Raw genomic sequence first — 26,033 nt, forward strand, 5'->3', positions numbered from 1 at the left:
AGAACGAAAAGAAGAGGAAGCGCGAAAAAAAAAACCAGCGCAGCTTGAAAAGGGGGCAGACGCAGAAAGAACGACGGGCCTGGGGCGGAAGCCGCCCCGGCCACTTCGTCGTTCCTGCGCCTGTGCCCGTGTGCTCGCGCGCTTCACAGCCCTCTGCGGGGCGCGGGCGGCAGCGCCGCGGGGACGTGATGGTGCGCCCCGGTGTGCTGCCGGACGCCCGACTGCCAGCCGCTCGTCTGCCCGCCTCCCGAGCCGAGCCCGGAACCGACTCCGGAGCCGAATCCCGTGTGCCCGCTGTGGCCGGAACGGCCCCCGTGCCGACCGCCTCCGAAGCCCTTGAAGCCGAAATCCTCCTCGCCGCTCCGATCCCCTGGAAGCGTCCGGAACGCCCTGCGGTACTCGGAGTACAGCGCGTCGTAGATCGGCGTGGCCGAAGGGATCTGGCTCGGGAACGGCTGGCGGGTGAGGTCGTATGTCTGCACGTATGAGCCAACGACCTGCACGCCCGTCGGATGCGGGCCCGCCGGGGAAATCGCAGTTCGGCGGGGGTACGCGGGGGCGCACGGGGCGCCCGGCCGTGTCCCGGGCGGGATCAGGTGCCCGCGAGCGGCATGGCCGCGGCGACCAGCCGCCCGTTCGCCGCCGCCTTGTCCAGCGCGTCGCGCAGCAGGTCCTCGCGGGGCTGCTGGCCGATGGAACCGGCCGGGGCGGCGAAGACGAGGACCCGATGGGACTTGTTGGCGGCGGTCCGCCAGCCCTCGGTGACCTGGAGCGGCTGGTGCGCCTGCCACCAGGCGACCGGGCTGCCGCCTCCCGTGCCCGGCTGGAGCACGGCGTGCAGCTGGCCCATGGCGAGCAGGACGGACCAGCCCGGCAGCGTCCGGGGCACCTCGTTGACCGCGGAGACCGGCAGGAAACCCTGCTCGATGAGCAGCGGCAGGAAGTCGTCGCCCCCGCCGAACGAGCCGGGGCGGGCGATGGGCGCGGTCGGCTCGACGACGAGCGCGGGGTGGAGCTCGTCCTCGATCAGGACGAGACCGCTGGTGATGCCGAGCACGGCCTGACCGGGCGCCGCGTTCGCCACGCCGGGGGCCGGCTGGGCGGAGGGGGCGGTCGGGGCCGCGGCCGGGGCCGGGGTCTCGCCGGTGATCGACCGGACGGCGCCCTTGAGCTGCTCCTCGGCGACCTGGACGACCTGCGAGGGGATGCAGCTGGCGTGGGCGAACGCGAGGACGGCGGTCTCCTCGCCGACGAACAGCACCGTGCTGGTGCGTTCCTGCTCGGAGTCGCCCGGGGTGCGGCAGGAAGTGCAGTCGTAGCTGCCCGGGGCGTTCTCGCCGGCGAGCAGCCGGTCGGCTTCTTCGTCGCCGATCTCGGCGCGTACGTCCTCGCTGACGTCGAGCATGCGCGGCACGGGTGGCTCCTCGGACTCGGTGCTTGGTGGCCGCCGGGGGTTCCCGGCTCATAACGAGCACAACGGGCGATCCGTGGCCGGGGTCACGCGAGAAGCGGATGCTGAGAGACACATCGTCAAGTCGACAGATCGATGTTCGGCACCACCGTTCCTGGCCCGGCGTCAGCACGACGCACCCGGCCCGCCCCGACGCGCATAACAGCCTCAAGGGCCAAGTACAGTCCATTCCTGACCACATGAAGACCCGGGGGACGCGGCAGCGCATGCATATCTCTTTCCTGCTCCACAACGCGTACGGAATCGGAGGGACGATCCGTACGACGTTCAACCTCGCCCAGACCCTGGCCGAGCGGCACGACGTCGAGATCGTCTCCGTCTTCCGGCACCGCGACGAGCCGATGCTGGGCGCCCCCGACGGCGTGTCCATGAGGCACCTCGTGGATCTGCGCAAGGGCAGCCCCGCCTTCGACGGCGCCCACCCGGACTACACCAGGCCCGCGAAGGTGTTCCCGCGCGGCGACGGCCGCTGGAAGCAGTACAGCCGCCTCACCGACGTCCGTATCGCCGCCCATCTGAAGTCCCTCCGGGCCGATGTCGTCGTCGGCACCCGCCCCGGGCTGAACGTCCACATCGCCCGCCAGGCCCGCCGCGGCCCCGTCCGCGTCGGCCAGGAACACCTCACCCTGGACAGCCACGGCTACCGGCTGCGCCGCGAGATCGGCCACCGGTACGCCCTGCTCGACGCGGTCACCACGGTCACCGAGGCCGACGCCCAGTCGTACCGCACACGCCTGAAACTGCCCGGCGTACGGATCGAGTCCGTGCCGAACTGTGTGCCCGCGCCGACCGTCGCCCCCGCCGACGCCGGCAGCAAGTGGGTCGTCGCGGCGGGCCGGCTCACCAAGGTCAAGCGGTACGACCTGCTGGTCAAGGCCTTCTCGAAGGTCGTCGCCGAACGCCCCGACTGGCGGCTGCGGATCTACGGCAGCGGCGACGCGACCGGCAACGAACGGGGCGCCCTGCGGGCCCTGATCGAACAGCGGGAACTGCACAACCACGTCTTCCTGATGGGCCCTGCCAACCCGCTGGAGCCGGAGTGGGTCAAGGGCTCGCTCGGCGCCGTCACATCGAGCATCGAGTCCTTCGGGATGACGATCGTCGAGGCGATGCGCTGCGGCGTCCCCGTCGTCTCCACCGACTGCCCGCACGGGCCCGGCGAGATCATCGAGGACGGCGTCGACGGACGGCTCGTGCCGGTCGGCGACGAGGACGCGGTCGCGGACGCGCTGCTCTCCCTGATCAACGACGACGAGCTGCGGCGGCGCACCGGGGAGGCGGCCCTCAGATCCGCCGAGCGCTTCGACCCCGCCCGGATCGCCGAACGCCACGAGGCGCTGTTCGCCGAACTGGTCGCCCGGGGCACCGGCGGCCGCTCGCGCAGCGCTCTGCGCGACGCCGTGCACCGCTCGCGCGGTGCGGTGCTCGACGGGGCGTACGCCCTGCGCTACAAGGCCGCCGATGTGATCCGGAAGGGAAGGACGGCATGACGACGTCCACCGCGCGGCGGACGCCGCGTGCCGACTGCATCGCCGACGCCGCGGGTGGCGTCACGTTCGACATAGCGGGAGTCACCGCGCCCGACGCCGCGCTCGTGCTCCGCCGGCGCGGTGGCACGGCCGCCGACGACACCGTGCGGCTGCCGCTCACCCCGGCCGGCGGGGACCACTCGCGGGCCGTGCTGCCCAGCACCGTCGAGCTGGCCGAGGGCCACTGGGACGCGTACACGGACGACGAGGTGCCCATCGAGCCCGGCATCCGGGATCTGCGGGCGCTCCTCGACAGGGTCCCCGAGTCCGGGCGGGTCGTCGTGCGCGTGCCCTATCCGACGGCGGACGGGAGGCTCGCGGTGCGTTCCTGGGTGCGCGAACCGCACGCGGAGGCCGGGGACATCGCCTTCGCGCAGGGTTCCTGCACGATCGAGGGCGTGCTGTACGGGACGGATCTCGGCGCCGGGGCGGTGGCCGAGGCACGGCTAGGCGGCACGGTCCACCAGCTGTCCGTGACGAGCGAGGGCGCGAGCTTCCGCTTCACGCTCGCCTACGCCGCGCTCGTCGAGGCCCCCGTCGAGAAGCAGCAGATGTGGACGCTGTGGCTGCGGCCCGCCGAGGGCGCGGAGCCCGTGCGCATCTCCCGCATCCTCGACGACGTGTGGGACCGCAGGAGCATCTTCGTCTACCCGGTGCACGAGGCCGACGGCTTCCGGGCCACGCCCTGCTACTCCCACGACAACGACCTGTGCGTGCGGCTGACGGCGAAGTGACTCCGGCCAGGGCTTGAGGACGGTCGCTGTCCTCAAGCCCTGGCAGACTCGCTTGCATGCTGGAAACCTCGGCACGACTGCTGCGCCTGCTCTCCCTGCTGCAGGCCCACCGCGAATGGTCGGGAGCCGAGCTCGCCGACCGGCTCGGCGTCACCCCGCGCACGGTGCGCCGGGACGTCGACCGGCTGCGCGAGCTCGGGTATCCCGTGAACGCCAGCCCCGGCACGGGCGGCGGGTACCAGCTCGGCGCGGGGGCCGAACTGCCGCCGCTGCTGCTCGACGACGACGAGGCCGTCGCCGTCGCGGTCGGGCTGCGCACCGCCGCCGGCAACGGCGTCGAGGGCATCGGCGAGACCTCCGTACGCGCCCTCGCGAAGCTGGAGCAGGTGCTGCCGCACCGGCTGCGCCGCCGGGTCGGCGCCCTCACCTCCTTCACCGTCCCGATGCTCCGCGCACCCCAGGCGCAGGTCGACCCGTCCGTGCTGACCGAGCTGGCCCAGGCCTGCCGGGACAGCGAGCGGCTGCGCTTCGCGTACGAGGACCACAACGGCTCGGCGACCCGGCGCACCGTCGAGCCGCACCGGCTGGTGTGCACCGAGCGCCGCTGGTATCTCGTCGCCTGGGACGTGGACCGCGCGGACTGGCGTACGTTCCGGGTCGACCGGATCACCCCGAAGCCGCCGCACGGCCCGCGCTTCGCGCCCCGGACGCCGCCCGCCGAGGATCTCGCCGCGTATGTGTCCAAGGGGGTGTCGACGGCCGCGTACGCCGCGAAGGCGGTGATCAGGCTGCGGGTGCCGGTCGAGCGTGCCGCCGAGGCCGTGTCACCGTCGGCCGGTGTGCTGGAGGCCGAGGGGCCGGAGAGCTGTCTGCTGCGCACGGGCGCGGGAAGCCTCGACGTGATGGTCATTCATGTGGTGCTGATGGGTTTCGACTTCGAGGTCGTCGAGCCGAAGGAGCTGACCGAGCACGTCAGGACGGTCCGGGACCGGTTGTCCCGGGCTCTGGGGGAATGACCCGGAGGCCTGGCGACCCGATCTCGCCCAGCGCCGTGAACTCGGGGTGGTGCAGATCGAACGCGGGGGACTCGGAGCGGATCCGGGGGAGGGCCGTGAAGTTGTGGCGGGGCGGCGGACAGGAGGTCGCCCACTCCAGGGACCTGCCGAACCCCCATGGATCGTCGACGTCCACCTTCTGCGCGTACTTGGTGGTCTTCCAGACGTTGTAGAGGAACGGCAGCGTCGACATGCCGAGCAGGAAGGCGCCGATGGTCGAGACCGTGTTGAGCACGGTGAAGCCGTCGGCCGCCAGATAGTCCGCGTACCGCCGCGGCATGCCCTCGGCGCCCAGCCAGTGCTGCACGAGGAAGGTGATCTGGAAGCCGATGAAGAGCGTCCAGAAGTGGATCCTGCCGAGCCGCTCGTCGAGCATCTTGCCGGTGAACTTGGGCCACCAGAAGTAGAAGCCGGCGAACATCGCGAAGACGACCGTGCCGAAGACCGTGTAGTGGAAGTGGGCGACGACGAAGTACGAGTCGGTCACGTGGAAGTCCATCGGCGGCGAGGCGAGGATGACGCCGGTCAGCCCGCCGAGCAGGAACGACACCAGGAATCCGACCGCCCACAGCATCGGGGTCTCGAAGGACAGCGACCCCTTGAGCATCGTGCCGGTCCAGTTGAAGAACTTCACCCCGGTCGGCACGGCGATCAGGAAGGACAGCAGCGAGAAGAAGGGCAGCAGCACCGCTCCGGTGGCGAACATGTGGTGCGCCCACACCACCACCGAGAGTCCGGTGATGGCCATGGTGGCGCCCACGAGCGTGACGTAGCCGAAGATCGGCTTCCGGGAGAAGACCGGGATGATCTCCGTGATGATGCCGAAGAACGGCAGGGCGATGATGTAGACCTCGGGATGGCCGAAGAACCAGAAGAGGTGCTGCCACAGCAGCGCCCCTCCGTTCTCCGCCTGGAAGACCACCGAGCCGAACCTGCGGTCGGATTCCAGCACCAGCAGCGCCGCCGCCAGCACGGGGAAGGCGGCGAGCACCAGGATCGTGGTGAAGAGGACGTTCCAGGTGAAGATCGGCATCCGGAACATCGTCATGCCCGGCGCCCGCATCCCGATGATCGTCGCCAGGAAGTTCACCGAGGTGAGGATCGTGCCGAATCCGGAGAGCGCGAGCCCCATGATCCACAGGTCGATGCCGACCCCGGGGGACCGCTGCATGCTGTTGAGCGGGGCGTACGCGGTCCAGCCGAAGGCGGCGGGGCCGGTGGGCACCAGCAGCGACCCCAGCACCATCAGCCCGCCGAAGAGGAAGAGCCAGTACGAGAACATGTTGAGCCGCGGGAAGGCCACGTCCGGCGACCCGATCTGCAGCGGTACGAGCTCGTTGGCGAAGCCGGCGAAGGTCGGCGTCGCGAACAGCAGCAGCATGATCGTGCCGTGCAGGGTGAAGGCCTGGTTGAACGCCTGGTTCGTCATGAGCTGGAGCCCGGGACGGGCCAGCTCGGCGCGCATGAGCATGGCCATCAGCCCGGCGGCGAGGAAGAAGACGAACGACGTGATCAGGTAGAGGTGCCCGATCTTCTTGTGGTCGGTGGTCGTGAGCCAGTCCACCACCATCCGGCCCCGCCTCCGTAGGGGTGCCTCGGCGGCGGCTGCCCCAGCGGTGTCCGTCCCCATCGTTGCCCCCTCGTGGTCCGCGGCGCGGGCCTCGTCCGGTACTGGTTCGGTCTCGGGCTGGAGCCATGATGCTAGGCACGGGGAACCACCCGACAGGGTGCGGACACGGATCCGGACACACCGTGATACGCGTACGGGTGACGGCCGGTTCGTCCCGAAGTAGACAATGCATAAGGAACGATGAATTCCCAGTCGTCGCGCGGTGCGGGAAAAGACGGCGGCAGAGGAAATTCAGGGATCTGGAATGGGGGCATCCGGTGAAGTTCGGGCCGATCCGTGAATTTCCTGTGCGGGCGAGTTCGTTTACCCGTACGAATGAGCGTGCTCGCGCTAAACGCGTGTCGTGATCCTGTGACACAAGTGTGACCGCTGAGGTACGTGGGGATGTTGATACGCGAACCAACTCCCGCCCCGCGGACTTCCGTCACCGTCCGCTGCCACCTACGGTGAGGCCCATGGCATCGATTCCGACCCCTTCCCCAGAGCCCGCCGACGTCCCCGAAACGTATGTCGGCCTCGACGCCGACCGGGCGGAGCGCCTTGCCCGCAGCCGGGGGTGGAGCACCATCAGATCGCTGCCGCCCGGCGCCATCATCACCATGGAGTACCTGGTCGGCCGACTGAACTTCGAGGTCGACGGCGGCAGGGTCGTCCGCTGCTGGAAGGGCTGAAGAAGCCGGACACCGCCTGACGCGGTCTCGGCGGGGCGCACCCGCCGCCCGGACATGGTGAAGGCCCCGACCGAGGTCGGGGCCTTCACCATGCGGGGAGGCTGTGCTACCGCCCCCGCGGACCTCCGGAGTCGCGAGCCGTCAGCCGCTGCCGGGCACCGGCCGTGAGCGCGGCGGACGGCGGCTGCCGGCCGGGGCGACCGGGTTGGTGTGCGCCGCGTGCGGCGTGTGGACGCCGTGCCCCGAGCGCGCGACCGCGTGCGGGCGCGACTGCGTGAGCTGAGCGGTCGCCGTTGCCGCCGTGGTGGCAGCCGCCGCGCCCGAGCCCGGGCTCCGGCCGCCGCCGCTGCCCGCGGCCACCGGCCTGCGCACCGGTTCGCCCTCCTCCGACGCCACCCGCTGCGGGTATATGGCGGGCCGCGGACCACCCGAGGCGACCGGAAGCGAAGGCGCCGGCAGGCGGCGGGTCCGCAGCTGGTCGCGCACCCGGTCGCGCAGCGACAGGATGACGTCCTCGGCGCGTCCGATCACCGGCTCGCACCAGGGCAGCGCCAGCAGGATCAGCAGCCCGGCCGCCCAGCCGAGCAGGACATCGCTCAGCCAGTGCGTACCGAGGTAGACGGTCGTGAGTCCGACACCCAGGGCGACCACGGCGGACAGCGCCGAGAGATAGCGCCGGGCCAGCGGGGTGGTGGCGAGGTAGGCCAGGATTCCCCAGGTCACGACGGCATTGGCGGTGTGGCCCGAAGGAAATATATCGCCGCCGGCGAAGAGCTCGGCGGAACCGATCTGCGTCGCGTAGTGAGGACCGAGCCGGCCGAGGCCGAGCTTGACCGAGCCCACCGTCGCGTTCAGCAGCAGCAGCGCGGCGCCGAGCGCGAGCAGGGGGCGCACGGTGTGCTGCCGCCAGGACCGCCAGCCCAGCCAGGCCGCCACCATCACGGCCGTGGGGCCGCGCTGGCCGAGCACCACGAAATAGTCCAGAAACGCGTGCAGCTCCGGCCACTGCTGATACGGCCGGAAGAGCATGACCTTCCAGTCGAGGGTCACCAGCCAGGACGAGACGAGCACGGCGACGACGATGGCGAGATAGAACGCCGACGTCCCGCCGAAGAGGGCGAGACGTGTGCGGCTCATCCGCGGGATCTCTATCTTCGGCGGCTCCGGCTCCCGGTCCAGACGGGCAAAGATGTCGGTACGCACCCAATCGACGTTACAGCGAGTGAGTGTGGGGCCAGGCCGATCCCCGCTGTTCGTGATGACGATGTGATGTGGAGTATGTCTCAGCCGCACATTCATTCCGGTCGCGGCCGGAAATGGAAGTGACCTTGTTCCCTATTGCTGACGTGGCCTTCTCCGTAAGTGTGTTTGTACGCGGAGAAAACAGTTCACGCGATTGCCGCACGGAATTCCAGGGCCGTTCGGAGCAGGGCGGGTACTACTCCCTGGCGCGTCGGGCGTGGCGTACGCCACACCCCGAGGCCCGTCGGGGTGAGAGCTGCACCACGCGCCGGCGGCCCGGACTCGCGTACGCTGGCTGATCACTCGCCCGTCGATGCCGGGCCGCCCAGCGGGCCCCGCCCCGGCTGGCCCACCGACGCGAGAGACTCATGGGAGGTACGTGAATGTTCGGGACGACCACGGCCGGAGCACGCCCGCGTGCCACCGGCGGCGGTGCCAACCGCTGGGTCGTCCTTCTCGTCCTGTGCGTCAGCCTCCTCCTGGTCGCGCTCGACGCGACCGTGCTCCACGTCGCCGTTCCCGCCGTCACCGAGGACCTCCGCCCCAGCGGCGTCGAGCTCCTCTGGATCGTCGACGCGTACCCCCTGGTGTGCGCCTCGCTGCTGATCCTCTTCGGCACGCTCGGCGACCGCGTCGGCCGCCGCCGCGTGCTGCTGCTCGGTTACGGGCTCTTCGGCGTGGCGTCCGCCGTCGCCGCCCTCGCCACCACCCCCGAGGTGCTCATCGCGGCGCGCGCCCTCCTGGGCGTCGGCGGCGCGATGATCATGCCCGCGACGCTGTCGATCCTCCGCGCCGTCTTCCCCGACCGGCGCGAACGGGCCACGGCCATCGGCATCTGGACCGCGGTCGCCGCCGTCGGCGCCGCCACGGGACCGGTGCTCGGCGGCTTCCTCGTCCAGCACTTCTGGTGGGGCTCGGTCTTCCTGATCAACATCCCGCTGATGGCGCTGATCCTGCCGGTCAGCCGTCTGCTGCTGCCCGAGTCCAAGGGCAGCGGTGACGGTCCCTGGGACGTCGTCGGCGCGCTGATGGCCGCGGCCGGTGTGCTCGGCATGGTCCTCGGGGTGAAGCGTCTCGGTGTCGGCCACGGCCTGCTGGAGCTCCGCACCGTGGGCCCGCTGCTCGTCGGAGCCCTGCTCCTCGTCCTCTTCGTACGCCGCCAGCGGCGCCGCGCGCATCCCCTCATCGACATGCGGATGTTCCACCGGCCGACCTTCTCCACGGCGGTCGGCTGCATCGTGCTCGCCATGCTGGCGCTGGTCGGCCTGGAGCTGATCGCCGTCCAGTACCTCCAGCTGGTCCTCGGGCTGAGCCCGCTCGAGACCGGCCTGCGGCTGCTGCCGCTCACCTTCGCCGCCATGGCGGCGGGCGCGACCGGCTCGTACACCCTGCGCCGCGTCGGCCCGCGCCGGATGGTCGGGTGGGGCTTCGTGGTGACGGCCGCGGCCGTGCTGCTGCTGACGCTGATGGGGCATCACGACCGGCCGCTGCTGCTCACCGCCGGGTTCGTGCTCCTCGGCTTCGGGCTGCAGACCACGCTCTTCGCCGCGTACGAGTCGATGCTCAGCGAGGCCCCCGCAGCGCAGGCGGGCGGGGCCGCGGCCATAGGCGAGACGTCGTACCAGCTCGGTGCCGGAATGGGCATCGCGCTGCTCGGCAGCGTCATGAACGCCGCGTACGCCCCCGGGCTGACGGGCGCCTCCGGCGTGCCGGGCGCCGCCCGCACCGCCGCGGCCAACTCGCTCGGCGAGGCCTATCAGGTGGCGGCCGCGCTGGGCGGACCTGCAGGGGACGCGCTGCGGATCGCGGCGCGGTCCTCGTTCGTGCACGGTCTGCACGTCACGCTTCTGGTGAGCGCCGGGCTGCTGCTGCTCGGGGCGCTGGCGGCGCTGCGGCTGCCGAAGGTGATGGACTGCGCGGCCCAGCCGCCGAAGCTTCCCGAGCAGGCGCCGCTCGAGTCGCGCGAGCCGCAGGAGTCGCGCGACGCGCTCGAGTCCCGCGACGCGCAGGAGCCGGCCGGACCCCACGAGAGCCTGGCCGTCCCGGCGTGCCGCGCACCCGCGGAGGCGGCGGGCGCGGCCGGCCCTGGACGCACGGCACACTGAGCCGTAACGTCAGCGCCGAGCATTAACTAACACCGCTAGGTTTTGCCAGCGCCGTGCGAGCCGCCGGAGGCACCCTCATGTCCGCATCCTCGAAGCTGCCGCCCTTCGACCCCGCCGACCCGCTCGGCATCGACGACCTCCTGGACCCCGAGGATCTCGCGATCCGCGACACCGTCCGCACCTGGGCCGCCGACCGGGTGCTGCCGCACATCGCCGACTGGTACGAGCGCGGCGAACTCCCGGGCATCCGCGAGCTCGCCCGCGAACTCGGCTCGATCGGTGCACTCGGCATGTCCCTGACCGGCTACGGCTGCGCCGGCGCCACCGCCGTCCAGTACGGACTGGCCTGCCTGGAGCTGGAGGCCGCCGACTCCGGCATCCGCTCCCTCGTCTCCGTACAGGGCTCACTCGCCATGTACGCGATCTGGAAGTACGGCTCCGAGGAGCAGAAGCAGCGCTGGCTGCCGTCCATGGCGGAGGGCTCCACCATCGGCTGCTTCGGGCTGACCGAGCCGGACCACGGCTCGGATCCGGCCGGAATGCGTACGTACGCCAAGCGCGACGGCGGCGACTGGGTGCTGACGGGCCGCAAGATGTGGATCACCAACGGCTCGGTCGCCGGTGTCGCGGTCGTCTGGGCGCAGACGGACGAGGGCATCCGCGGCTTCGTCGTGCCGACCGACGCGCCCGGCTTCTCGGCCCCCGAGATCAAGCACAAGTGGTCGCTGCGGGCCTCCGTGACCAGCGAACTGGTCATGGACGCCGTGCGGCTGCCCGCCGATGCCGTACTCCCGGAGGTCACCGGGCTGAAGGGCCCGCTCAGCTGTCTGTCGCACGCCCGCTACGGCATCGTCTGGGGCGCGATGGGAGCGGCCCGTTCCAGCTTCGAGGCGGCGCTCGACTACGCGAGGACGCGCGAGCAGTTCGGCAAGCCCATCGGCGGCTTCCAGCTCACCCAGGCCAAGCTCGCCGACATGGCGCTCGAACTGCACAAGGGAATCCTGCTCGCCCACCACCTCGGGCGGCGGATGGACGCCGGGACGCTCCGCCCCGAGCAGGTCAGCTTCGGAAAGCTGAACAACGTACGGGAGGCGATCGAGATCTGCCGCACCTCGCGCACGATCCTGGGCGCCAACGGGATCTCGCTGGAGTACCCGGTGATGCGGCATGCGACCAACCTCGAGTCGGTGCTCACCTACGAGGGCACCGTCGAGATGCACCAGCTCGTGCTGGGCAAGGCGCTCACCGGTCTGGATGCCTTCAGGTAGGCCGGATCGATCCGGCCGGCGAGCGCCCTGCTGGGTTCTGGTTGCTGGATGGTGGTCCAGGGGCGCTGCGTTCCACAGCGGCTGCCCCGCGGGCCGGACCCCCGGCGGGAAGTCACCCCGGTCTCGGCTCTGATTGCTGCATTCTCCGGGGGGCGACCCCCGGACCCCCGGCCGGAAGTCACCCCGGTCTCGGCTCTGATTGCTGCATTCTCCGGGGGGCGACCCCCGGACCCCCGGCCGAAAGCCACCCCGGCCTCAGCTCTGATTGAAGAAGCTGTCGGTGGTCCGGCCCGACGACTCCCCGTTGACGATCTCCGTGTCGGCGGGGGTCAGCAGGAAGACCCGGGTCGCCACGCGCTCGATGGAGCCGCGCAGGCCGAAGGTCAGCCCGGCCGCGAAGTCCACGACGCGCTTGGCGTCGGCGGGCTCCATGGCCGTGAGGTTGACGATGACCGGGACGCCGTCCCGGAAGAGCTCCCCGATGACGCGCGCATCGCGGAAGCTGTCCGGCGAGATGGTGGCGATCCGGCGACCCTGCTCCTGCGCCGACTCGGAGGCCACCCGGACCCGCGGGTCGGTCACCCACTGGTCGGCAGCTCCCGCACCCTCGGCGTACTCGTCGTCGTAGTACCGCTCGTCGTTGTCCTCGACGAGTCCCAGCCATGCACTCGCCTTGCGCACCGATGCCATGGACGCCTCCTTTCACCGCGGTCACTTGTGGTTCCGCATCCCTATGGTCGTCCATGATGCGGATCGTGCGCCAAGTGGATAGTCGCCGCGCAGGGGATTCGTGACGTACCTGGTGCAGAAGATGTGGCGATTCGTCAAGATTCCTGCTGCGTACCGGGCCTGAGGGGGCCTCATAAGCCTCATATCGACTCAAAATATAAATTTCGGGCCGGATGGGTGACGCAGTGGCGTACGGGTGAACGGACCCGGCCGCTACGATGCCGCCGCGCACTCGAACGACTCTCGGGGGGACGTCGTGTTCGGAATCGTCAGGCCCTGCACCCACCGGCTCGCGGACGGCCTCAGGACGGAATGGATGGCCCATCTGTGCGGGCTGTGTCTGGCTCTTCGCTCGGACCACGGCCAGTTCGCCAGGATCGTCACGAACTACGACGGGCTCATCGTCTCGGTTCTGACGGAGGCTCAGACCGCGCGCACGGCGGAGCAGCGGCGCACGGCGGGGCCCTGTCCGCTACGTGCCATGCGCACCGCGCCCGTCGCACGTGGCGAGGGCGCCCGGCTGGCCGCCGCGGTCTCGCTGGTGCTGGCGTCGGCGAAGGTGCGGGACCACGTCGCCGACCGGGACGGGGTGTTGGCGCGCAGGCCGGTGGCCGCGGCGGCCCGCAAGGTGGCCCTGACCTGGGACCGGGCGGGCGCACGGACCGGGCGGGAGCTGGGCTTCGACACCGCCGTCCTGGTCGACGCCGTCGACCGGCAGACCGGGATCGAGGCGCTGGCGGGGCCCGGAACACCCCTGCTGACGGTCACCGAGCCGACGGAGACGGCGACCGCGGCCGCCTTCGCCCACACCGCCGTGCTCGCCGGGCGGCCGCAGAACATCGCGCCGCTCGCCGAGGCGGGCCGGCTCTTCGGCCGTCTCGCGCATCTGCTGGATGCCGTCGAGGACAGGGAAGCTGACGACGCGTCGGGAGCCTGGAACCCGCTCACCGCGACCGGCACCCCACTCGCAGAGGCGCGGCGGCTCGCGGACGACGCGCTGCACGGCATCAGGCTCGCCCTGCGCGACGCGGAGTTCGTCGACGACAAGCTGCTGCACGTGCTGCTCGCGCACGAGCTGCGGCGGTCGGTCGACCGGGCGTTCGGCACCACGACCTGCTCGCACCAGGGGTACGGGCAGCAGCCGCCGGAGGGGAACCCGTACGCCGGCGGCGGCGCTCCCGGTGTCGGCCCCTACGGGTCCAACAACCCGTACGGCGGCGACGCGGGCATGCCCGGGGGCCCTGGGGGCCCCGGCGGGCTGCCGCCCCACTTCGGCGGCGGTCCGCACACGCCGAAGCCGCGCGGCTTCTGGGCGGGCTGCGCGGCCTTCATCGGCCTCTGCTGCACTTGCAGGATCTGCTGCGCCGAGGAATACGAGGGGCCGTGGTCCCGGAAGAAGCGCGAGGGCTGCTGCCACAAGTGCGACTGCGACTGTGACTGCGGGGGCTGCGACTGCTGCTGCCCCTGCGACGGCTGCTAGCTGCCTGCGGCCGGGGCCTTCGAACTGGGGCAGGCCCCACGCGCCGGGCCCCACGCCCCTCGCGTCGGGCCCCACGCCCCACGCCCCACGCCCCGGGCCCCGGGGCGTGGGGCGTGGCCGCCACCGGCCGGGTGGCCCGTGTGTCCGTCCTCAAGCGCCGGACGGGCTGAGTGTGGCCGGTACCGGCCGAGGGGCCCGTGTGTCCGTCCTCAGCGCCGGACGGGGTTGATGTGCGGGCTCGGTACCGGCCCGGCGTCCCCCACGCCCTTCGGGCGTAGGGGCATGGGGGCGGAGCCCCGCAAGGGTCCAGGGCACCGCCTCGCAAAGCGGGGTTCGGGCCGGAGCCCCGGTTCGGGAAGGGGCATACGGCTTCGCCGCGTGGGCCCGCCGCAGGCGGCAGGCGAGGGGAGGGGAGGGGGTACAGCAACGCGCGTGAAGGCACCGAGGAGCCGCGCGGGCAACCGCGCGGAGGGAAACGCAGGGCGTCAGCTCAACAAGGTCGTCTCAACAGGACGAGGACCACACCCGACCGAAGTCGATGTGGGAGCGCGTGACGAGTCGCCGCTGCGAATGCATGGCCCAAGTGGAACAGGCATCCGTTTTCCCGTCAACTGACCTGAGACGTACGGCTCACAGTCCGGACACGCTTGACACCCTGCCGTGTGCACCCCATAGCCTCAGGGGGCGGACCCTGCTGAGGGGCTCGGTCCGTGTGAAGGCATTTCCCGTGTTCGATCGCTGCATCCACGGAGAGCCTTCGTATGTCCCTCACTCCGAGGCCGTCCGTCGTCGTCATCGGCGCCGGCCCCCGCGGCACCGGCTTCCTCGAGCGGCTGGCCGCCAACGCCCCCGCCCTGTACCGGGATCTGGAACTGGACGTCCATCTCGTGGACCCGTTCCCGGCCGGCGGCGGGCGGATCTGGCGCGCGGACCAGTCTCCGCTGCTCTGGATGAACTCCATGGCCGAGGACGTCACCATGTTCACCGACGATTCGGTGAAGCTGGCGGGGCCGGTGCGTCCCGGGCCGACGCTCGCCGAGTGGGCGGAGCTCGACGGGCGGAGTTTTCCCAGCCGACGACAGCAGGGCGCGTATCTGCGCTGGGTGCACGAGCAGACCGTCGCCGCGCTGCCCCCGGGCATCGCCGTCCACCAGCACCGGACACAGGCCCTGCGGGTCAGCGGCCCGCGCGAGGGCCGCCAGCGGGTGTGGCTCGAAGGGCGCGGGAGGCCCCTCCTCACCGAAGCGGTCGTACTCACCATCGGCCATCTCGGTGCCGAACCCGACGACGAGCAGCGGAAGTTGGCCGAATTCGCCGCCCGGCACGGGCTGGTCCACCTGCCCCCGGACTTCACCGCCGACAGTGATCTGTCCGTCGTCCCGGCGGGGGAACCCGTCATCGTACGGGGCTTCGGACTCGCCTTCGTCGATCTCATGGTGCTGCTGACCGAGGGCCGAGGCGGCCGGTACGAAGGCGACACGTACCACCCCTCGGGCCGGGAACCCCTCCTGTACGTCGGTTCACGGCGCGGCGTCCCGTACCACTCCAAGATCGGCTACACCTGGCAGGGCGAACGCCCCCCGCTGCCCCGCTTCTTCGGACCCGCGCAGACCGACGAGCTGCTGAGCCGGCCAGGGCCGCTCGACTTCCGGCGGGACGTCTGGCCGCTCATCGGCAAAGAGCTCGGCCACGCCCACCTCCACCGCCTCTTCACCGCGCATCCCGAACGGACCAGGGGCGACTGGCGCACGTTCGAGCCGGCGTACGCAGCCGCCGGACCCGGCAGCGCCGAACTCGATGCCCTCGTCAGCACCGCCGTGCCCGACCCCGCCGACCGGCTCGATCTCGACGCCCTCGACCACCCGCTCGACGGCCTGCGCTACCCGACGTCCGACGCCCTCCAGGACGGCCTGCGCGCCTACATCACCGCCGACCTCAACCGCCGCCACGACCCCGGCCGGAGCGAGGACCTCGCCGTCTTCCTCGGGCTCCTCTCGGTCTACGGCCAGCTCGTCCGGCTCGGCGACCTCGGCGACGGCGGCGGCCGCTGGCACGGCTTCTTCTCCTATCTGGCCTCGGGACCGCCGGGGCCCCGGCTGCGGCAACTGCTCGCGCTCTCCCGCGCGGGCGCCGTGCGCTTCCTCGGCCCCGGCGTCACCGTCGAGGCCGACGAACGCCGCGGGCTCTTCCGGGCAGGCAGCCCCGCCGTACCGGGGGAGTGGACCGAGGCGCGTGCGCTCGTCGAGGCCCGGCTGCCCGATCCCACGCCGGAGCGCACCCGCAGCCCGCTGCTGAGCGCGCTGTACGCCGACGGGGCCCGTGCCACCCCGGACGGGCTGCTCCGCGTCGATCCGGAGGACGGCCGGGTCCTGGAGCGCGGCGACCGGCCGCACCCGCGCCGCTTCGCGCTCGGCCCGCACACCACGGCCCGGGCGGGCGCCGCCTTCACCCGGCCACGCACGGGCGGGCCCGCGTTCGCGCAGAACGACGCAGCCGCACGCGCCGTACTCCGCCTCCTCCGGGATCTCTCCTGCCAGGACCCGCTCAGCGCCTGACCGCCCCGCACCCCGCCCCAGCTCCCGTGCCCAGCCTCCGTACCGAGCTCTCGCTCCCGCTTCCGCTCCCGACCCCGACCACTTCGGAGAGGTTCAGCATGCCTGCCACCCGTCCGCTGCATCTGGCCGTCGCCCTCGACGGCCCGGCGCAGTACGACCCGGCGTACTACGCCGGCCTCGTCCGCCTCGCCGAGCGCGGCGCCCTCGACTTCGTCACCCTCGGCGACTCCTTCGCCCGGCCGGGGCTCGACGCCCTGGCCGTACTGGCGAGGGTCGCGCCCGCGACCGACCGGATCGGTCTGGTGCCGACCGTCACCACCACCCACACCGAGCCGTTCCATGTGTCCACGGCCGTGGCGACCCTCGACTGGGTGAGCTGTGGCCGGGCCGGCTGGGCGGTCGGGGTCTCGGCCACCGACGCCGAGGCCAGGCTGTTCGGGCGGCGCCCTGCCGCGCCGCCCGAGGAGCTGTGGCGGGAGGCGGGTGAGGTCGCGGATGTCGTCGCCCGGCTGTGGGACAGCTGGGAGGACGACGCCGAGATCCGCGACATCTCGACAGGTCGCTTCATCGACCGCGACAAGCTCCGCCACGTCGACTTCCGGGGCAGCACCTTCAGCGTGCGCGGCCCGTCGATCGTCCCGAGACCGCCGCAGGGCAGACCCGTCACCGTCGTCGACGGCACCGCCGCCACGAGCCGTGGGACCGCGGCGCGTCACGCCGACGTCGTCCTCGTACGCGCAGGCGCACCCGAACAGGCGGCGGCCCTGCGGGAGGACATCTGCCGCAGGGCCGATGAGCACGGCCGCGACCCGGACACGCTCCGGGTGCTCGTCTCGCTCGTCGTCGACCTCGGAGCGGGCGAGTCCGTGCCCGAGCCCGGCCTGGACTGCGGCCCGCCCCTCGCGGGCGGCGGCCCGCACTTCAGCGGCGGCCCGGTCGAGCTCGCCGAGCTGATCGCCGCATGGCACGCGGAGGGCGTCGTGGACGGTTTCCACCTCGTGCCGATCGCGCCCCACCGGGACCTGGAACGGATCGTCAACGGCACGGTCGCGCTGCTCCAGCACCGCAGTCTCTTCCGCACCTTCCACCCGGGCGGCACGCTACGCGAGCACCTGGGCCTCGCCCGTCCCGCAAGCCGCTACGCACACACGGGGAGCACGGCATGACCAAGCGGATGCCCCGGGGCAGTGGACCGCTCGAGAAGGACCTCCATCTCGCCGCCCACTTCCCGGGCGTCAACAACACCACCGTCTGGGCGGACCCCCGCTCCCGCAGCCAGATCGACTTCTCCTCCTTCGAGCACCTCGCCCGCACCGCCGAGCGCGGACTCTTCGACTTCTTCTTCCTCGCCGAAGGGCTGCGGCTGCGCGAGCACAAGGGCCGCATCCACGACCTGGACGTCGTCGGCCGCCCCGAGTCGATCACCGTGCTGAACGCGCTCGCCGCCGTCACCGACCGGCTCGGCCTCGCCGCCACGGTCAACGCCACCTTCAACGAGCCGTACGAACTCGCCCGCCGCCTCGCCTCCTTGGACCACCTCAGCGGCGGCCGGGCCGCCTGGAACGTCGTCACCTCGTCCGACGCCTTCACCGGCGAGAACTTCCGCCGCGGCGGCTACCTCGACCGGGCCGACCGCTACACGCGGGCCGAGGAGTTCGTCCGTACCGCCCGCGAGCTGTGGGACTCATGGACGCCGGACGGCACACCCCGGCCCTTCGCCCACCACGGCCGGCACTTCACCATCGAGGGCGAGTTCACCGTCCCCCGCTCCCCGCAGGGGCACCCCGTCGTCATCCAGGCGGGCGACTCCGACGAGGGCCGCGAGTTCGCCGCCTCGACCGCCGATGTCGTCTTCACCAGTTGGAGGTCCGGGGAGCCCTCGGGAGAACCCGGCAGCAGTCACAGCGCCCTGGAGGCGGGCCGCGCCTTCTACGCCGACGTCAAGGCACGACTGGCGCGCCACGGCCGCCGGCCCGACGACCTCAAGATCATGCCGGGTGTCTCCGTCGTCCTCGGTGACACCGACGCCGAGGCGCAGGAGAAGGCGGCCGAGATCCGCAGACAGCAGATCTCCCCGCAGAACGCGATCCTCGCGCTCGAACTGGTCTGGGGCCGCGACCTGTCCTCGTACGACCCCGACGGGCCGCTCCCCGGCAACGACCCCGATCCGGACTCCCGCCTCGTCCAGGGCCGGGTGCGCATCGCCGACCCCTTCGCCGTCGCCGCCGAGTGGCGCGCCCTGTCGGAGGCCAAGGGCCTGTCCATCCGCGAGACGGTCATCGAGACCACCGCACGGCAGTCCTTCATCAGTACGCCGGCGGGCGTCGCCGCGGCCCTCGACACATGCGTACGCACGGATGCCGCCGACGGCTTCATCCTCGTCCCGCACCTCACCCCCGGCGGCCTCGACGACTTCGTCGACCAGGTCGTGCCGCTCCTCCAGGAGCGCGGAGTCTTCCGTACGCGTTACGCCGGTACGACCCTGCGGTCGCATCTGGGGCTCGCCGAGCCCGTGTGAAAGGTCGGCCACCATGATCACCGACCCGCAGCGGGACCGGAAGCACTGGCACCAGCAACGTGTCGCCACGGTCTCGGGACCGTACGGACCGCTCTCCCCCAGCGGCACCCACTGGCTCTCCGACTACCCGGAAGGGCGAATTCCGGCCGTCGCGGGAGAGTGGCGCGACAACGCTGCAGAGGTCGTGCCGACCGCCACCGACGAGGACGGGCTCACGCTCGACGGACAGCCCCTGACCGGCCAGGTCCGGCTCGGCGTCGACCACGCCCCGGTGCATGCGTGTCGCGTCGCGCACGGCGAGCGCCGACTCGTCGTCCTGCGCCGCGAAGGGCTGTTCGCGGTACGGGACTTCGATCCCGGTCTCACCGGCGCGCCGGGCGTTCGGCGGCATCGATACGACGCCGTACGACCCGGGCTGGGCCGAGCCCGGCACCTTCCGCGCGTACGACGAACAGCGCACCGTACGGGTCGAGGACGCCGACGGACGGCAGCGCGGTCTCGGCCTGTCCGGCGAGATCGCCTTCGAACTCGCAGGCACCGTGCACAGCCTCCAGGCCGCCGTCGAGTCCGACGGTTCGCTGTGGGCCGTCCTCGCCGACGCGACCAGCGGGAACAGCAGTTACCGCTGCCGCTTCCTGCGCGCGGCGGAACCGGTCCGGGGGTCCGTACGGACGACGTCCGGGGGAGGGCTCCGTGACCGTCGACTTCAACCGGGCGACACTGCCGCCGTGCGCCTTCGCGGATCATTTCATCTGTCTCTCCCCACCCCCCGGCAACACGCTCCCCGTGGAGATCGCGGCCGGCGAACGGAACCTGCTCACCCGCTGATCCGTCTCAGTAGCAGAAGCACAACCAGCCCCGGCCGGAGCACCACCGCCCGGGGCCCTTCGGCGTGGAGCGCCGCAAGCGGCCGAAAGGCGCCCTTGCGGGGGGATGTTGACGCCCCGAATACTCCCGAGCAGCGCTTGTCAGGGGCACGGCGGATCCGGAATCCGGACATTCGCCGACGTCTCCTGGCTGCGCCTCACGGGCCCGTCACCCCACAGCCGGGCCCCCGATTCCCCTCGGGAGGAACGAGAAGTGAGGATCGAGCGCACCACCCTCCGCAACGGCGTCGCCAGACGAATCCGTCTGCTCGCCGTCACCACCGGCCTCGTCACCGCCGCAGCGCTGGCCGTCCCCACCGCCAGCGCCGACGAGGCACCCCGCGCCTTCAGTGCGAGCCAGCTCTCCGCCGCGAGCGACGCCGTACTCGACGCCGATGTGGCAGGTACCGCCTGGCACATCGACAAGGCGACCAACACCCTGGTCGTCACGGCCGACTCCACCGTCTCCAGGGCCGAGATCGCCAGGATCAAGCAGGAGGCGGGCACCAACGCCACCGCGCTCCGCATCGAGCGCACCCCCGGCACGTTCTCCAAGCTGATCTCCGGCGGCGACGCCATCTACGCCACCAGCTGGCGCTGTTCGCTCGGCTTCAACGTCCGTAGCGGCACCACCTACTACTTCCTGACCGCCGGCCACTGCACCGACGGCGCGGGCACCTGGTACTCCAACTCGTCCCGCACCACCGTCCTCGGCCCGACCGCGGGCTCCAGCTTCCCGACGAACGACTACGGCATCGTCCGATACACCAACACGTCGATCACCAAGTCGGGCACGGTCGGCAGCCAGGACATCACCTCGGCCGGGAACCCGACCGTGGGCCAGTCGGCCTGCCGCCGCGGCTCCACCACCGGTACCCACTGCGGCAGCGTCACGGGGCTCAACGCCACCGTGAACTACGGCGGCGGTGACATCGTCTACGGCATGATCCGCACCAACATCTGTGCCGAACCCGGCGACTCCGGCGGTCCGCTGTACTCCGGCAGCAAGGCGCTCGGCCTGACCTCCGGCGGCAGCGGCAACTGCTCCTCCGGCGGTACGACCTTCTTCCAGCCGGTCACCGAGGCCCTGAGCGCGTACGGCGTCAGCGTCTACTGATCCGGCGTCGTCCGCCGATCCGAGCGTCCACTGACGATCCGAGCGTCCACTGATCCGGACACCCAGAGCCCCCGCCCCGGTCTTGGGCGGGGGCTCGACGTATTGCACACTTTTGAGAGGATGACAGAGCGGTCGGCCGCAGAAGGATCGGGGGGCGGATGAAGCGCATCGGAGTGACCGGCCACAGAAGCATCCCGCCCGAGGCGCTGGCCCATGTCCAGGCCGTCATGAAGGCGACGCTGTGCGGGCACGAGGGGGCCATGGAGGCTCTCTCCAGCCTCGCCGAGGGCGCCGACCAGCTCTTCGCCGACATCGCCCTGGACTGCGGCGCCGCGCTGACCGTGGTGATCCCGAGCAGCGACTACGAGGAAGGCTTCGCCGACCCGGAGGCCCTGGCCTGCTACCTCCGGCTCAAGGGCCGCGCCAGCCAGGAGGTCCGGATGGAGTATCCGCACTCCACGGACGAGGCGTACTACGCGGCAGGCGCCTATATCGCCGACCACTGCGACCGGCTGCTCGCGGTCTGGGACGGCCGCCCCGCCCGGGGGCTCGGCGGTACCGGCGACATCGTCCGGTACGCGCGCGAGCGGGGCAAACCCGTCACGGTGATCTGGCAGGACGGCGTCGAGCGCGGCTGACACCGCTCCCGCAGCACTCCTGAGTGTGTGTCAACTACGGTGCCGCACCAGCCAGTCGGTGTGCTGCGGAGAGACGATGCGCTCCGTCTCGTAGACCGCGGACGGCCACTGCTGCTCGGTCACCGAGGTCTCCATGGCGATGTGGATCGCCGCCAGATCCTCCTCCACGAGCGAGTGGGCCGCGATCAGCGGCTGGTGCCGGCGGATCTCGCTCCATGCGAGGCACGCCGCCGCGGCCGCCGACAGCAGCCCGAGCGGCTCGGCCGTGTCCGTCACGGCGAAGGTGCGCAGGATGCCGAAGAACAGGGCCAGCAGTGTGAGCAGACCGATCGTGATCTGCCACAGCAGAGTGGCGCGCCGGGAGACCTCCGCGCGCCGGTGGTACCAGTTGCGCTGCTCGATCAGCCGGTCCCGTACGTACGTCTCCTTGCGTACGTTGAAGGCCTTCTCCCGCAGTAGCCGCATCGGCGTGGTGATGAGTTCCGCACCCGCCGCGCTCTCGCCGGCCTCCCGCGGGTCCACCCAGCCCACCTTGCGCAGCTCCTGCAGCCCCTCCTCCAGCCGTGTGGTGAACAGCCGGTCCGGATCAGGGTCGTTGGAGTCGAAGGGCGAGCCGTGGACCGCGTACCGCCAGCACATGGAGCGGATGAACTCCGCTGCGGAGCGGTTGAGTTGCCAATGCGACTTTGCTCGATGGCGGGATCCGCGGAAGCTGACCACCAGCACGCCCGCGTACGCCAACGCGCTGAGCGCGCCCATGAGTTGGAAGGAGTCGCCGATCGCTCCCCGCCACGGCAGCGCAGCCAGGGCGGCACCGAGGACGAGGAGGAGCAGCTGCAGCCGGGTGCCGTTGACCGCCTCCCGCTGCCGTGAGATGGCTGTCTCGTCCGTGCGGTGAAAGAGAACCGGCAGATCAGCGTTTCGGAAGACCATGCTTTGCAGATGTCCCGGAACCGCGGTCATGCGTACCCCCATCAGCAGATTTGGCTTCACTCGTTCGATGGAATGGCTTGTTCCGTACGGAGTGGGGAATACTCGCGCAACGCTTTTGTCTCAGCTCTACGTGCCGAGTTGCTGTGGGTGGCCATGAGAGTAAAGTCGTGCCGCCGACACTGCAACGGTGCGGCACCCCCTGTTAGCACAAGATGACCTAGGACGGCCGTCGTGACCTTCCAGACCTCAGCCACCTTCGCCGCCGCGAAGAAGAATCGTGTGCCTGTCACCGAGATCGACGTGCGCGGCGCCGATGCCGCCAAGAAGCTGGGTCGCGTGCGTCCCGCTGCCGTCGACCGCTCCGCGCGGGGATCGAGTTTCAACTCGGCCCTCTAGTCGGCTCTCAGGTCCTCCGGTCTGACCCTAGACTGGTGGAATGACAGGACCCCTGGTCCCATTTCGCGAGATCGTCCTCAAGGTCCACAGCAGATGCGATCTCGCATGCGACCACTGCTATATCTATGAACACGCAGATCAGAGCTGGCGCACACGCCCGAAAACTATCTCTGACGAAGCGATTCTCCGGACGGCCCGGCGACTGGCCGAGCACGCAAGGAACCATGCACTGCCCTCCGTGTCAGTGATCCTGCACGGAGGGGAGCCATTGCTGGCGGGCCCCGCCCGGCTACGACGGATCTGCGAGGAGCTGACGAAAGCCCTCGACGGCGTCGCCGCGCTCGACCTGCGGATTCACACGAACGGCCTGCAGCTCAGCCCCCGCTATCTCGACCTCTTCGACGAGTTCGACGTCAAGGTCGGTATCTCCCTCGACGGTGACAAGGCGGCCAACGACCGCCACCGCCGCTTCGCCGACGGCCGCAGCAGCCACCCCTTGGTCGTCAGGGCCGTGCAGCTGCTCAGCCAGGACCGCTACCGCCACCTCAACCTGGGGTTGCTCTGCACGATCGACGTGGCGAACGACCCCGTCGCGGTCCATGACGCGCTGATGGAGCTCGACCCCCCGCGCATCGACTTCCTTCTGCCGCACGCCACCTGGGACGAGCCGCCCCCGAGGCCCGACGGCTCGCCCACGGCGTACGCCGACTGGATCCTCACCGTCTTCGACCGCTGGGACAGGCAGGGCCGCCGCGTTCCGGTGCGGCTCTTCGAGTCGGTCCTGTCCACGCTCTCCGGCGGCCCCAGCCTCACCGAGTCGCTGGGCCTCGCCCCCACCGATCTCGTCGTCGTCGAGACCGACGGCACTCTCGAGCAGGTCGACTCCCTGAAGAGCGCCTACGAAGGCGCCGCCGCCACCGGCTTCGACGTCTTCACGCACTCCTTCGACGAGGTCGCGGCCCATCCCGGCGTGCGTGCCCGCCAGCTCGGCCTGGCCGGCGTCAGCGAGACCTGCCGCCGGTGCCCTGTCGTGCGTTCGTGCGGAGGCGGCCTCTACACGCACCGGTACCGCACCGGCACCGACTTCGACAACACCTCCGTGTACTGCACCGACCTCGAGGCCCTGGTGCGCGGCATCGAGCTGCGCACCACCGCCGCGTCCGTCTCCCCCGCGGTGACCGACGACGCCGCCCTCGGCACCGAACAGCACGAGCTGACCTGGCTGCTGCTCGCGGGCCTCAACAGCGAGCTGGCCGGCCGGGGCGGCGAGGACTGGGACCGCGCCTGGGAGCTCACGGGCGCCGTCGAGCGCTCCGAGGGGGGCGGCCTCGACGAGGTGATGGCCCATCCGTACACGCGCAGCTGGCTGCTCGACGCCCTGGACGCCCTGCAGGAGGATCGGCCGGGCGCGACCGCGGCCCCGGCCGCCCGGCTGTCCGCGTCCGTCGCCGCCGCGGTCGTACGAGGCGGGCCCGATCTGCCCGTGCACGTGCCGTACGAGGGCGGCGTGCTGCAGCTGCCGACACTCGGCGAGCTGCGGTTCGCCGACGCGGGGGAGCGCGGCACCGCGGAGGTGCGGCCCGTCGAGAAGGGCCTGCTCGTGCGGGCGGGCGGCGTCGAGCGGCGCATCGACCGGCTCGACGAGCCGGCCGCCGACTGGTCGCCCGTGCGCCGGCTCGGCCGGGACGGTGCCCCGGACCTCGCGATCGACGACCTCGACCCGTACCGCGACTGCTTCGGCGTACCCGTCCTGCCGCGGCTCGACCTTGCCGCGGCGGCCGACTGGGCCGGACGGCTCGCCGCCGCCTGGAGCGTGCTGCGGGAGCGGACACCGGAACAGGCCGTGATCGCCGCCGGGTCGCTGTCCACGCTGACCCCGCTGGCATCCTCGCCCGGTGACGGACCGTCGGTCGGCCGGCACGGCCTCGGCGCACTCGGGCTGCCCCTGCACGCCGACGCACGGGAGCTGGCGCTCGCGCTGCTGCGGGGCCACCGGCGGGCGCGGCTGGGCGCCCTGCTCGACGTCACCGACCTCTACGCAGGGGACGGCTGGTGGAGCCACCGGGCCCCGTGGCAGGAGGCACCGGTCCGGGTGTCGGAACTGCTGGCGGGGGCCTACGAGCGGGCAGGGCTCGCCGCCTTCGAGCCGGGCAGCGCGGAACAGGCCCTGCAGGCCGTCGAGACCCTTGAGGACGCGCCGGAACTGACCGTCGACGGCAAGCGCCTGCTGGCGCGGCTGGAGGAAGAGGCGGCCCGTGGCGCTTGAGGGGGACGCGCTCGCACACGGGCTCGCGAAGCTCGGACTTACGGAGGGGGACGTCGTGCTCGTCCACGCCTCGCTCAGCGGCACCGGCCTCGACGCCGCGACGCTGCGCGAGGCGCTGCTGACCGCTGTGGGCGAGGACGGCACGCTGGTCGTGCCCGCCTTCACCACCGACAACTCGGACACGTCCACCGCCCATCTGCGGCGGGTGGCCGGGATGACACCCACACAGGCGGCGGCCTTCCGGGCCACGATGCCGGCCTTCGACCCGGCCACGACGCCCTCCACCGGTATGGGCCGGTTGGCCGAGTCCGTACGGACCGCCCCGGGCGCCGTCCGGAGCACGCACCCGCAGGTGTCCTTCGCCGCGCTGGGCCGGCGGGCGGAGGAACTGCTCTCGGCACACCCCCTGAACTCCCATTTCGGTGGGGACTCCCCGATGGGGGCCCTCTACCGGGCGGGGGCACGCGTACTGATGATCAATGTGGGCTTCTCCGTCTGCACCGCCTTCCACCTCGCGGAATACCGCACCGGTGCGCCCGAGCGGCGCTATCGCTGTGTGGTGCGTGGGGCGGACGGACCGGAATGGACGGAATACGAGGACATCACGCTGGACGACAGCGATTTCGGGATCATCGGAGACGCGTTCGACGCCGTCGACGGGAATCGCGTGCAGAAGGGACAACTGGGAGGAACGGCCGCAAGGTTGTTTTCGATCAGGGATGCGGTGGACCATGCCGTGGCGTGGATGACCGAAAAGCGGCCCTGATTGACTGAACGATGGGGGGATGAAGCACGGTCTGCTCCGGAATGATTAATTCGCTCGCGCCTCA

21 protein-coding genes and 1 pseudogene are annotated in these 26,033 nt (G+C 71.4%); 16 read left to right on the top strand and 6 right to left on the bottom strand.

Going from position 1 to position 26,033, the window contains the following annotated elements; genetic code table 11:
- Positions 1 to 143: 143 nt before the first annotated feature.
- The gene (locus tag ACFV9O_RS17900; RefSeq protein WP_385418626.1) at positions 144 to 482 is read right to left on the bottom strand and encodes a hypothetical protein; all 339 of its coding nucleotides are present in this window, start codon (positions 480 to 482) and stop codon (positions 144 to 146) included.
- A gap of 110 nt (positions 483 to 592) precedes the next feature.
- The gene (locus ACFV9O_RS17905; RefSeq protein ID WP_385418629.1) at positions 593 to 1,414 is read right to left on the bottom strand and encodes a hypothetical protein; all 822 of its coding nucleotides are present in this window, start codon (positions 1,412 to 1,414) and stop codon (positions 593 to 595) included.
- A gap of 263 nt (positions 1,415 to 1,677) precedes the next feature.
- Here ACFV9O_RS17905 and ACFV9O_RS17910 point away from each other — a divergent pair, with 263 nt between their 5' ends.
- Genes ACFV9O_RS17910 through ACFV9O_RS17920 form a run of 3 tightly spaced genes read left to right on the top strand, consistent with a single transcriptional unit; the run spans position 1,678 to position 4,750 of the window.
- Positions 1,678 to 2,961: a glycosyltransferase family 4 protein gene (locus ACFV9O_RS17910; RefSeq protein WP_385418632.1), complete on the top strand. Its 1,284-nt coding sequence runs from the start codon at positions 1,678 to 1,680 to the stop codon at positions 2,959 to 2,961.
- Positions 2,958 to 3,734, top strand: a complete 777-nt coding sequence (locus ACFV9O_RS17915) for a hypothetical protein (RefSeq protein ID WP_385418635.1) — start codon at positions 2,958 to 2,960, stop codon at positions 3,732 to 3,734. Before ACFV9O_RS17910 ends, ACFV9O_RS17915 begins: the two co-directional genes overlap by 4 nt.
- Positions 3,735 to 3,790: 56 nt before the next feature.
- A complete protein-coding gene (locus ACFV9O_RS17920) occupies positions 3,791 to 4,750 on the top strand; it encodes a helix-turn-helix transcriptional regulator (RefSeq protein ID WP_385418638.1) in 960 nt (319 codons plus the stop codon).
- Here the strand turns inward: ACFV9O_RS17920 and ctaD are convergent.
- Entirely contained in the window at positions 4,707 to 6,419 is a 1,713-nt protein-coding gene (gene ctaD, locus ACFV9O_RS17925) for a cytochrome c oxidase subunit I (RefSeq protein WP_385418641.1), read from the bottom strand. The two genes, ACFV9O_RS17920 and ctaD, sit on opposite strands and share 44 nt — an antisense overlap.
- A gap of 455 nt (positions 6,420 to 6,874) precedes the next feature.
- On the opposite strand from ctaD, the gene ACFV9O_RS17930 reads away from it, so the two are divergent.
- Positions 6,875 to 7,090, top strand: coding sequence for an I78 family peptidase inhibitor (locus tag ACFV9O_RS17930; protein ID WP_385418644.1), 216 nt, complete (start codon positions 6,875 to 6,877; stop codon positions 7,088 to 7,090).
- Between the two features lie 141 nt (positions 7,091 to 7,231).
- On the opposite strand, the gene ACFV9O_RS17935 is transcribed toward ACFV9O_RS17930, so the two are convergent.
- Positions 7,232 to 8,293 (bottom strand): phosphatase PAP2 family protein, encoded by a 1,062-nt coding sequence (locus ACFV9O_RS17935; RefSeq protein WP_385418647.1) that lies wholly within the window; start codon positions 8,291 to 8,293, stop codon positions 7,232 to 7,234.
- 422 nt (positions 8,294 to 8,715) lie between these two features.
- Between ACFV9O_RS17935 and ACFV9O_RS17940 the strand changes: the two genes are divergently transcribed.
- On the top strand, positions 8,716 to 10,437 hold the full coding sequence (locus ACFV9O_RS17940) for an MFS transporter (protein ID WP_385418650.1): 1,722 nt from the start codon (positions 8,716 to 8,718) through the stop codon (positions 10,435 to 10,437).
- Positions 10,438 to 10,514: 77 nt separating this feature from the next.
- The gene (locus tag ACFV9O_RS17945) at positions 10,515 to 11,705 is read left to right on the top strand and encodes an acyl-CoA dehydrogenase family protein (protein ID WP_385418653.1); all 1,191 of its coding nucleotides are present in this window, start codon (positions 10,515 to 10,517) and stop codon (positions 11,703 to 11,705) included.
- A gap of 255 nt (positions 11,706 to 11,960) precedes the next feature.
- On the opposite strand, the gene ACFV9O_RS17950 is transcribed toward ACFV9O_RS17945, so the two are convergent.
- Complete coding sequence (locus ACFV9O_RS17950) at positions 11,961 to 12,395, bottom strand: cell division protein SepF (RefSeq protein ID WP_385418656.1); 435 nt, start codon at positions 12,393 to 12,395, stop codon at positions 11,961 to 11,963.
- Between the two features lie 295 nt (positions 12,396 to 12,690).
- Between ACFV9O_RS17950 and ACFV9O_RS17955 the strand changes: the two genes are divergently transcribed.
- The 7 genes and pseudogenes from ACFV9O_RS17955 to ACFV9O_RS17985 all read left to right on the top strand — a co-directional run bounded on the left by ACFV9O_RS17955 (position 12,691) and on the right by ACFV9O_RS17985 (position 21,608).
- The gene (locus ACFV9O_RS17955; protein ID WP_385418659.1) at positions 12,691 to 13,914 is read left to right on the top strand and encodes a DUF5685 family protein; all 1,224 of its coding nucleotides are present in this window, start codon (positions 12,691 to 12,693) and stop codon (positions 13,912 to 13,914) included.
- Positions 13,915 to 14,675: 761 nt separating this feature from the next.
- Positions 14,676 to 16,469, top strand: a complete 1,794-nt coding sequence (locus tag ACFV9O_RS17960; RefSeq protein ID WP_385418661.1) for an FAD/NAD(P)-binding protein — start codon at positions 14,676 to 14,678, stop codon at positions 16,467 to 16,469.
- A 98-nt stretch (positions 16,470 to 16,567) separates the two neighbouring features.
- Positions 16,568 to 17,635: an LLM class flavin-dependent oxidoreductase gene (locus ACFV9O_RS17965; RefSeq protein WP_385418664.1), complete on the top strand. Its 1,068-nt coding sequence runs from the start codon at positions 16,568 to 16,570 to the stop codon at positions 17,633 to 17,635.
- Positions 17,632 to 18,987 carry an NtaA/DmoA family FMN-dependent monooxygenase gene (locus ACFV9O_RS17970; RefSeq protein WP_385418666.1) on the top strand — a complete coding sequence of 452 codons (1,356 nt, stop codon included), beginning with the start codon at positions 17,632 to 17,634 and terminating at the stop codon, positions 18,985 to 18,987. The genes ACFV9O_RS17965 and ACFV9O_RS17970 overlap by 4 nt, the downstream gene beginning before the upstream one ends.
- 13 nt (positions 18,988 to 19,000) lie before the next feature.
- Positions 19,001 to 19,815, top strand: a pseudogene (locus ACFV9O_RS17975) (DUF1684 domain-containing protein).
- A gap of 252 nt (positions 19,816 to 20,067) precedes the next feature.
- A complete protein-coding gene (locus tag ACFV9O_RS17980) occupies positions 20,068 to 20,970 on the top strand; it encodes a S1 family peptidase (protein ID WP_385418669.1) in 903 nt (300 codons plus the stop codon).
- Positions 20,971 to 21,128: 158 nt separating this feature from the next.
- Positions 21,129 to 21,608, top strand: a complete 480-nt coding sequence (locus ACFV9O_RS17985) for a hypothetical protein (protein ID WP_385418672.1) — start codon at positions 21,129 to 21,131, stop codon at positions 21,606 to 21,608.
- Between the two features lie 30 nt (positions 21,609 to 21,638).
- Here ACFV9O_RS17985 and ACFV9O_RS17990 read toward each other — a convergent pair whose 3' ends face one another.
- On the bottom strand, positions 21,639 to 22,541 hold the full coding sequence (locus ACFV9O_RS17990; RefSeq protein ID WP_385418674.1) for a DUF4231 domain-containing protein: 903 nt from the start codon (positions 22,539 to 22,541) through the stop codon (positions 21,639 to 21,641).
- Positions 22,542 to 22,772: 231 nt separating this feature from the next.
- On the opposite strand from ACFV9O_RS17990, the gene ACFV9O_RS17995 reads away from it, so the two are divergent.
- The 3 genes from ACFV9O_RS17995 to ACFV9O_RS18005 are packed head-to-tail and all read left to right on the top strand — an operon-like array spanning position 22,773 to position 25,969.
- Positions 22,773 to 22,937: an FXSXX-COOH protein gene (locus ACFV9O_RS17995; RefSeq protein WP_385418678.1), complete on the top strand. Its 165-nt coding sequence runs from the start codon at positions 22,773 to 22,775 to the stop codon at positions 22,935 to 22,937.
- Between the two features lie 40 nt (positions 22,938 to 22,977).
- The gene (fxsBH, locus tag ACFV9O_RS18000) at positions 22,978 to 25,203 is read left to right on the top strand and encodes a radical SAM/SPASM protein FxsBH, inactivated beta-hydroxylase extension form (RefSeq protein ID WP_385418680.1); all 2,226 of its coding nucleotides are present in this window, start codon (positions 22,978 to 22,980) and stop codon (positions 25,201 to 25,203) included.
- On the top strand, positions 25,193 to 25,969 hold the full coding sequence (locus tag ACFV9O_RS18005) for an aminoglycoside N(3)-acetyltransferase (protein ID WP_385418683.1): 777 nt from the start codon (positions 25,193 to 25,195) through the stop codon (positions 25,967 to 25,969). The genes fxsBH and ACFV9O_RS18005 overlap by 11 nt, the downstream gene beginning before the upstream one ends.
- The last annotated feature ends 64 nt before the right edge of the window (positions 25,970 to 26,033 follow it).

It is taken from the genome of Streptomyces sp. NPDC059909 (assembly GCF_042730885.1).
Classification (GTDB): Bacteria; Actinomycetota; Actinomycetes; order Streptomycetales; family Streptomycetaceae; genus Streptomyces.

Excerpts from the sequence above, each read along its gene's own strand:
- ACFV9O_RS17945 (WP_385418653.1), top strand. The coding sequence starts at position 10,515 with ATGTCCGCATCCTCGAAGCTGCCGCCCTTCGACCCCGCCGACCCGCTC.
- ACFV9O_RS17915 (WP_385418635.1), top strand. The coding sequence starts at position 2,958 with ATGACGACGTCCACCGCGCGGCGGACGCCGCGTGCCGACTGCATCGCC.
- ACFV9O_RS17910 (WP_385418632.1), top strand. The coding sequence starts at position 1,678 with ATGCATATCTCTTTCCTGCTCCACAACGCGTACGGAATCGGAGGGACG.
- ctaD (WP_385418641.1), bottom strand. The coding sequence starts at position 6,419 with ATGGGGACGGACACCGCTGGGGCAGCCGCCGCCGAGGCACCCCTACGG.
- ACFV9O_RS17950 (WP_385418656.1), bottom strand. The coding sequence starts at position 12,395 with ATGGCATCGGTGCGCAAGGCGAGTGCATGGCTGGGACTCGTCGAGGAC.
- ACFV9O_RS17930 (WP_385418644.1), top strand. The coding sequence starts at position 6,875 with ATGGCATCGATTCCGACCCCTTCCCCAGAGCCCGCCGACGTCCCCGAA.
- ACFV9O_RS17985 (WP_385418672.1), top strand. The coding sequence starts at position 21,129 with ATGAAGCGCATCGGAGTGACCGGCCACAGAAGCATCCCGCCCGAGGCG.
- ACFV9O_RS17965 (WP_385418664.1), top strand. The coding sequence starts at position 16,568 with ATGCCTGCCACCCGTCCGCTGCATCTGGCCGTCGCCCTCGACGGCCCG.
- ACFV9O_RS17920 (WP_385418638.1), top strand. The coding sequence starts at position 3,791 with ATGCTGGAAACCTCGGCACGACTGCTGCGCCTGCTCTCCCTGCTGCAG.
- ACFV9O_RS17960 (WP_385418661.1), top strand. The coding sequence starts at position 14,676 with ATGTCCCTCACTCCGAGGCCGTCCGTCGTCGTCATCGGCGCCGGCCCC.
- ACFV9O_RS17940 (WP_385418650.1), top strand. The coding sequence starts at position 8,716 with ATGTTCGGGACGACCACGGCCGGAGCACGCCCGCGTGCCACCGGCGGC.
- ACFV9O_RS17990 (WP_385418674.1), bottom strand. The coding sequence starts at position 22,541 with ATGGTCTTCCGAAACGCTGATCTGCCGGTTCTCTTTCACCGCACGGAC.
- ACFV9O_RS17970 (WP_385418666.1), top strand. The coding sequence starts at position 17,632 with ATGACCAAGCGGATGCCCCGGGGCAGTGGACCGCTCGAGAAGGACCTC.
- fxsBH (WP_385418680.1), top strand. The coding sequence starts at position 22,978 with ATGACAGGACCCCTGGTCCCATTTCGCGAGATCGTCCTCAAGGTCCAC.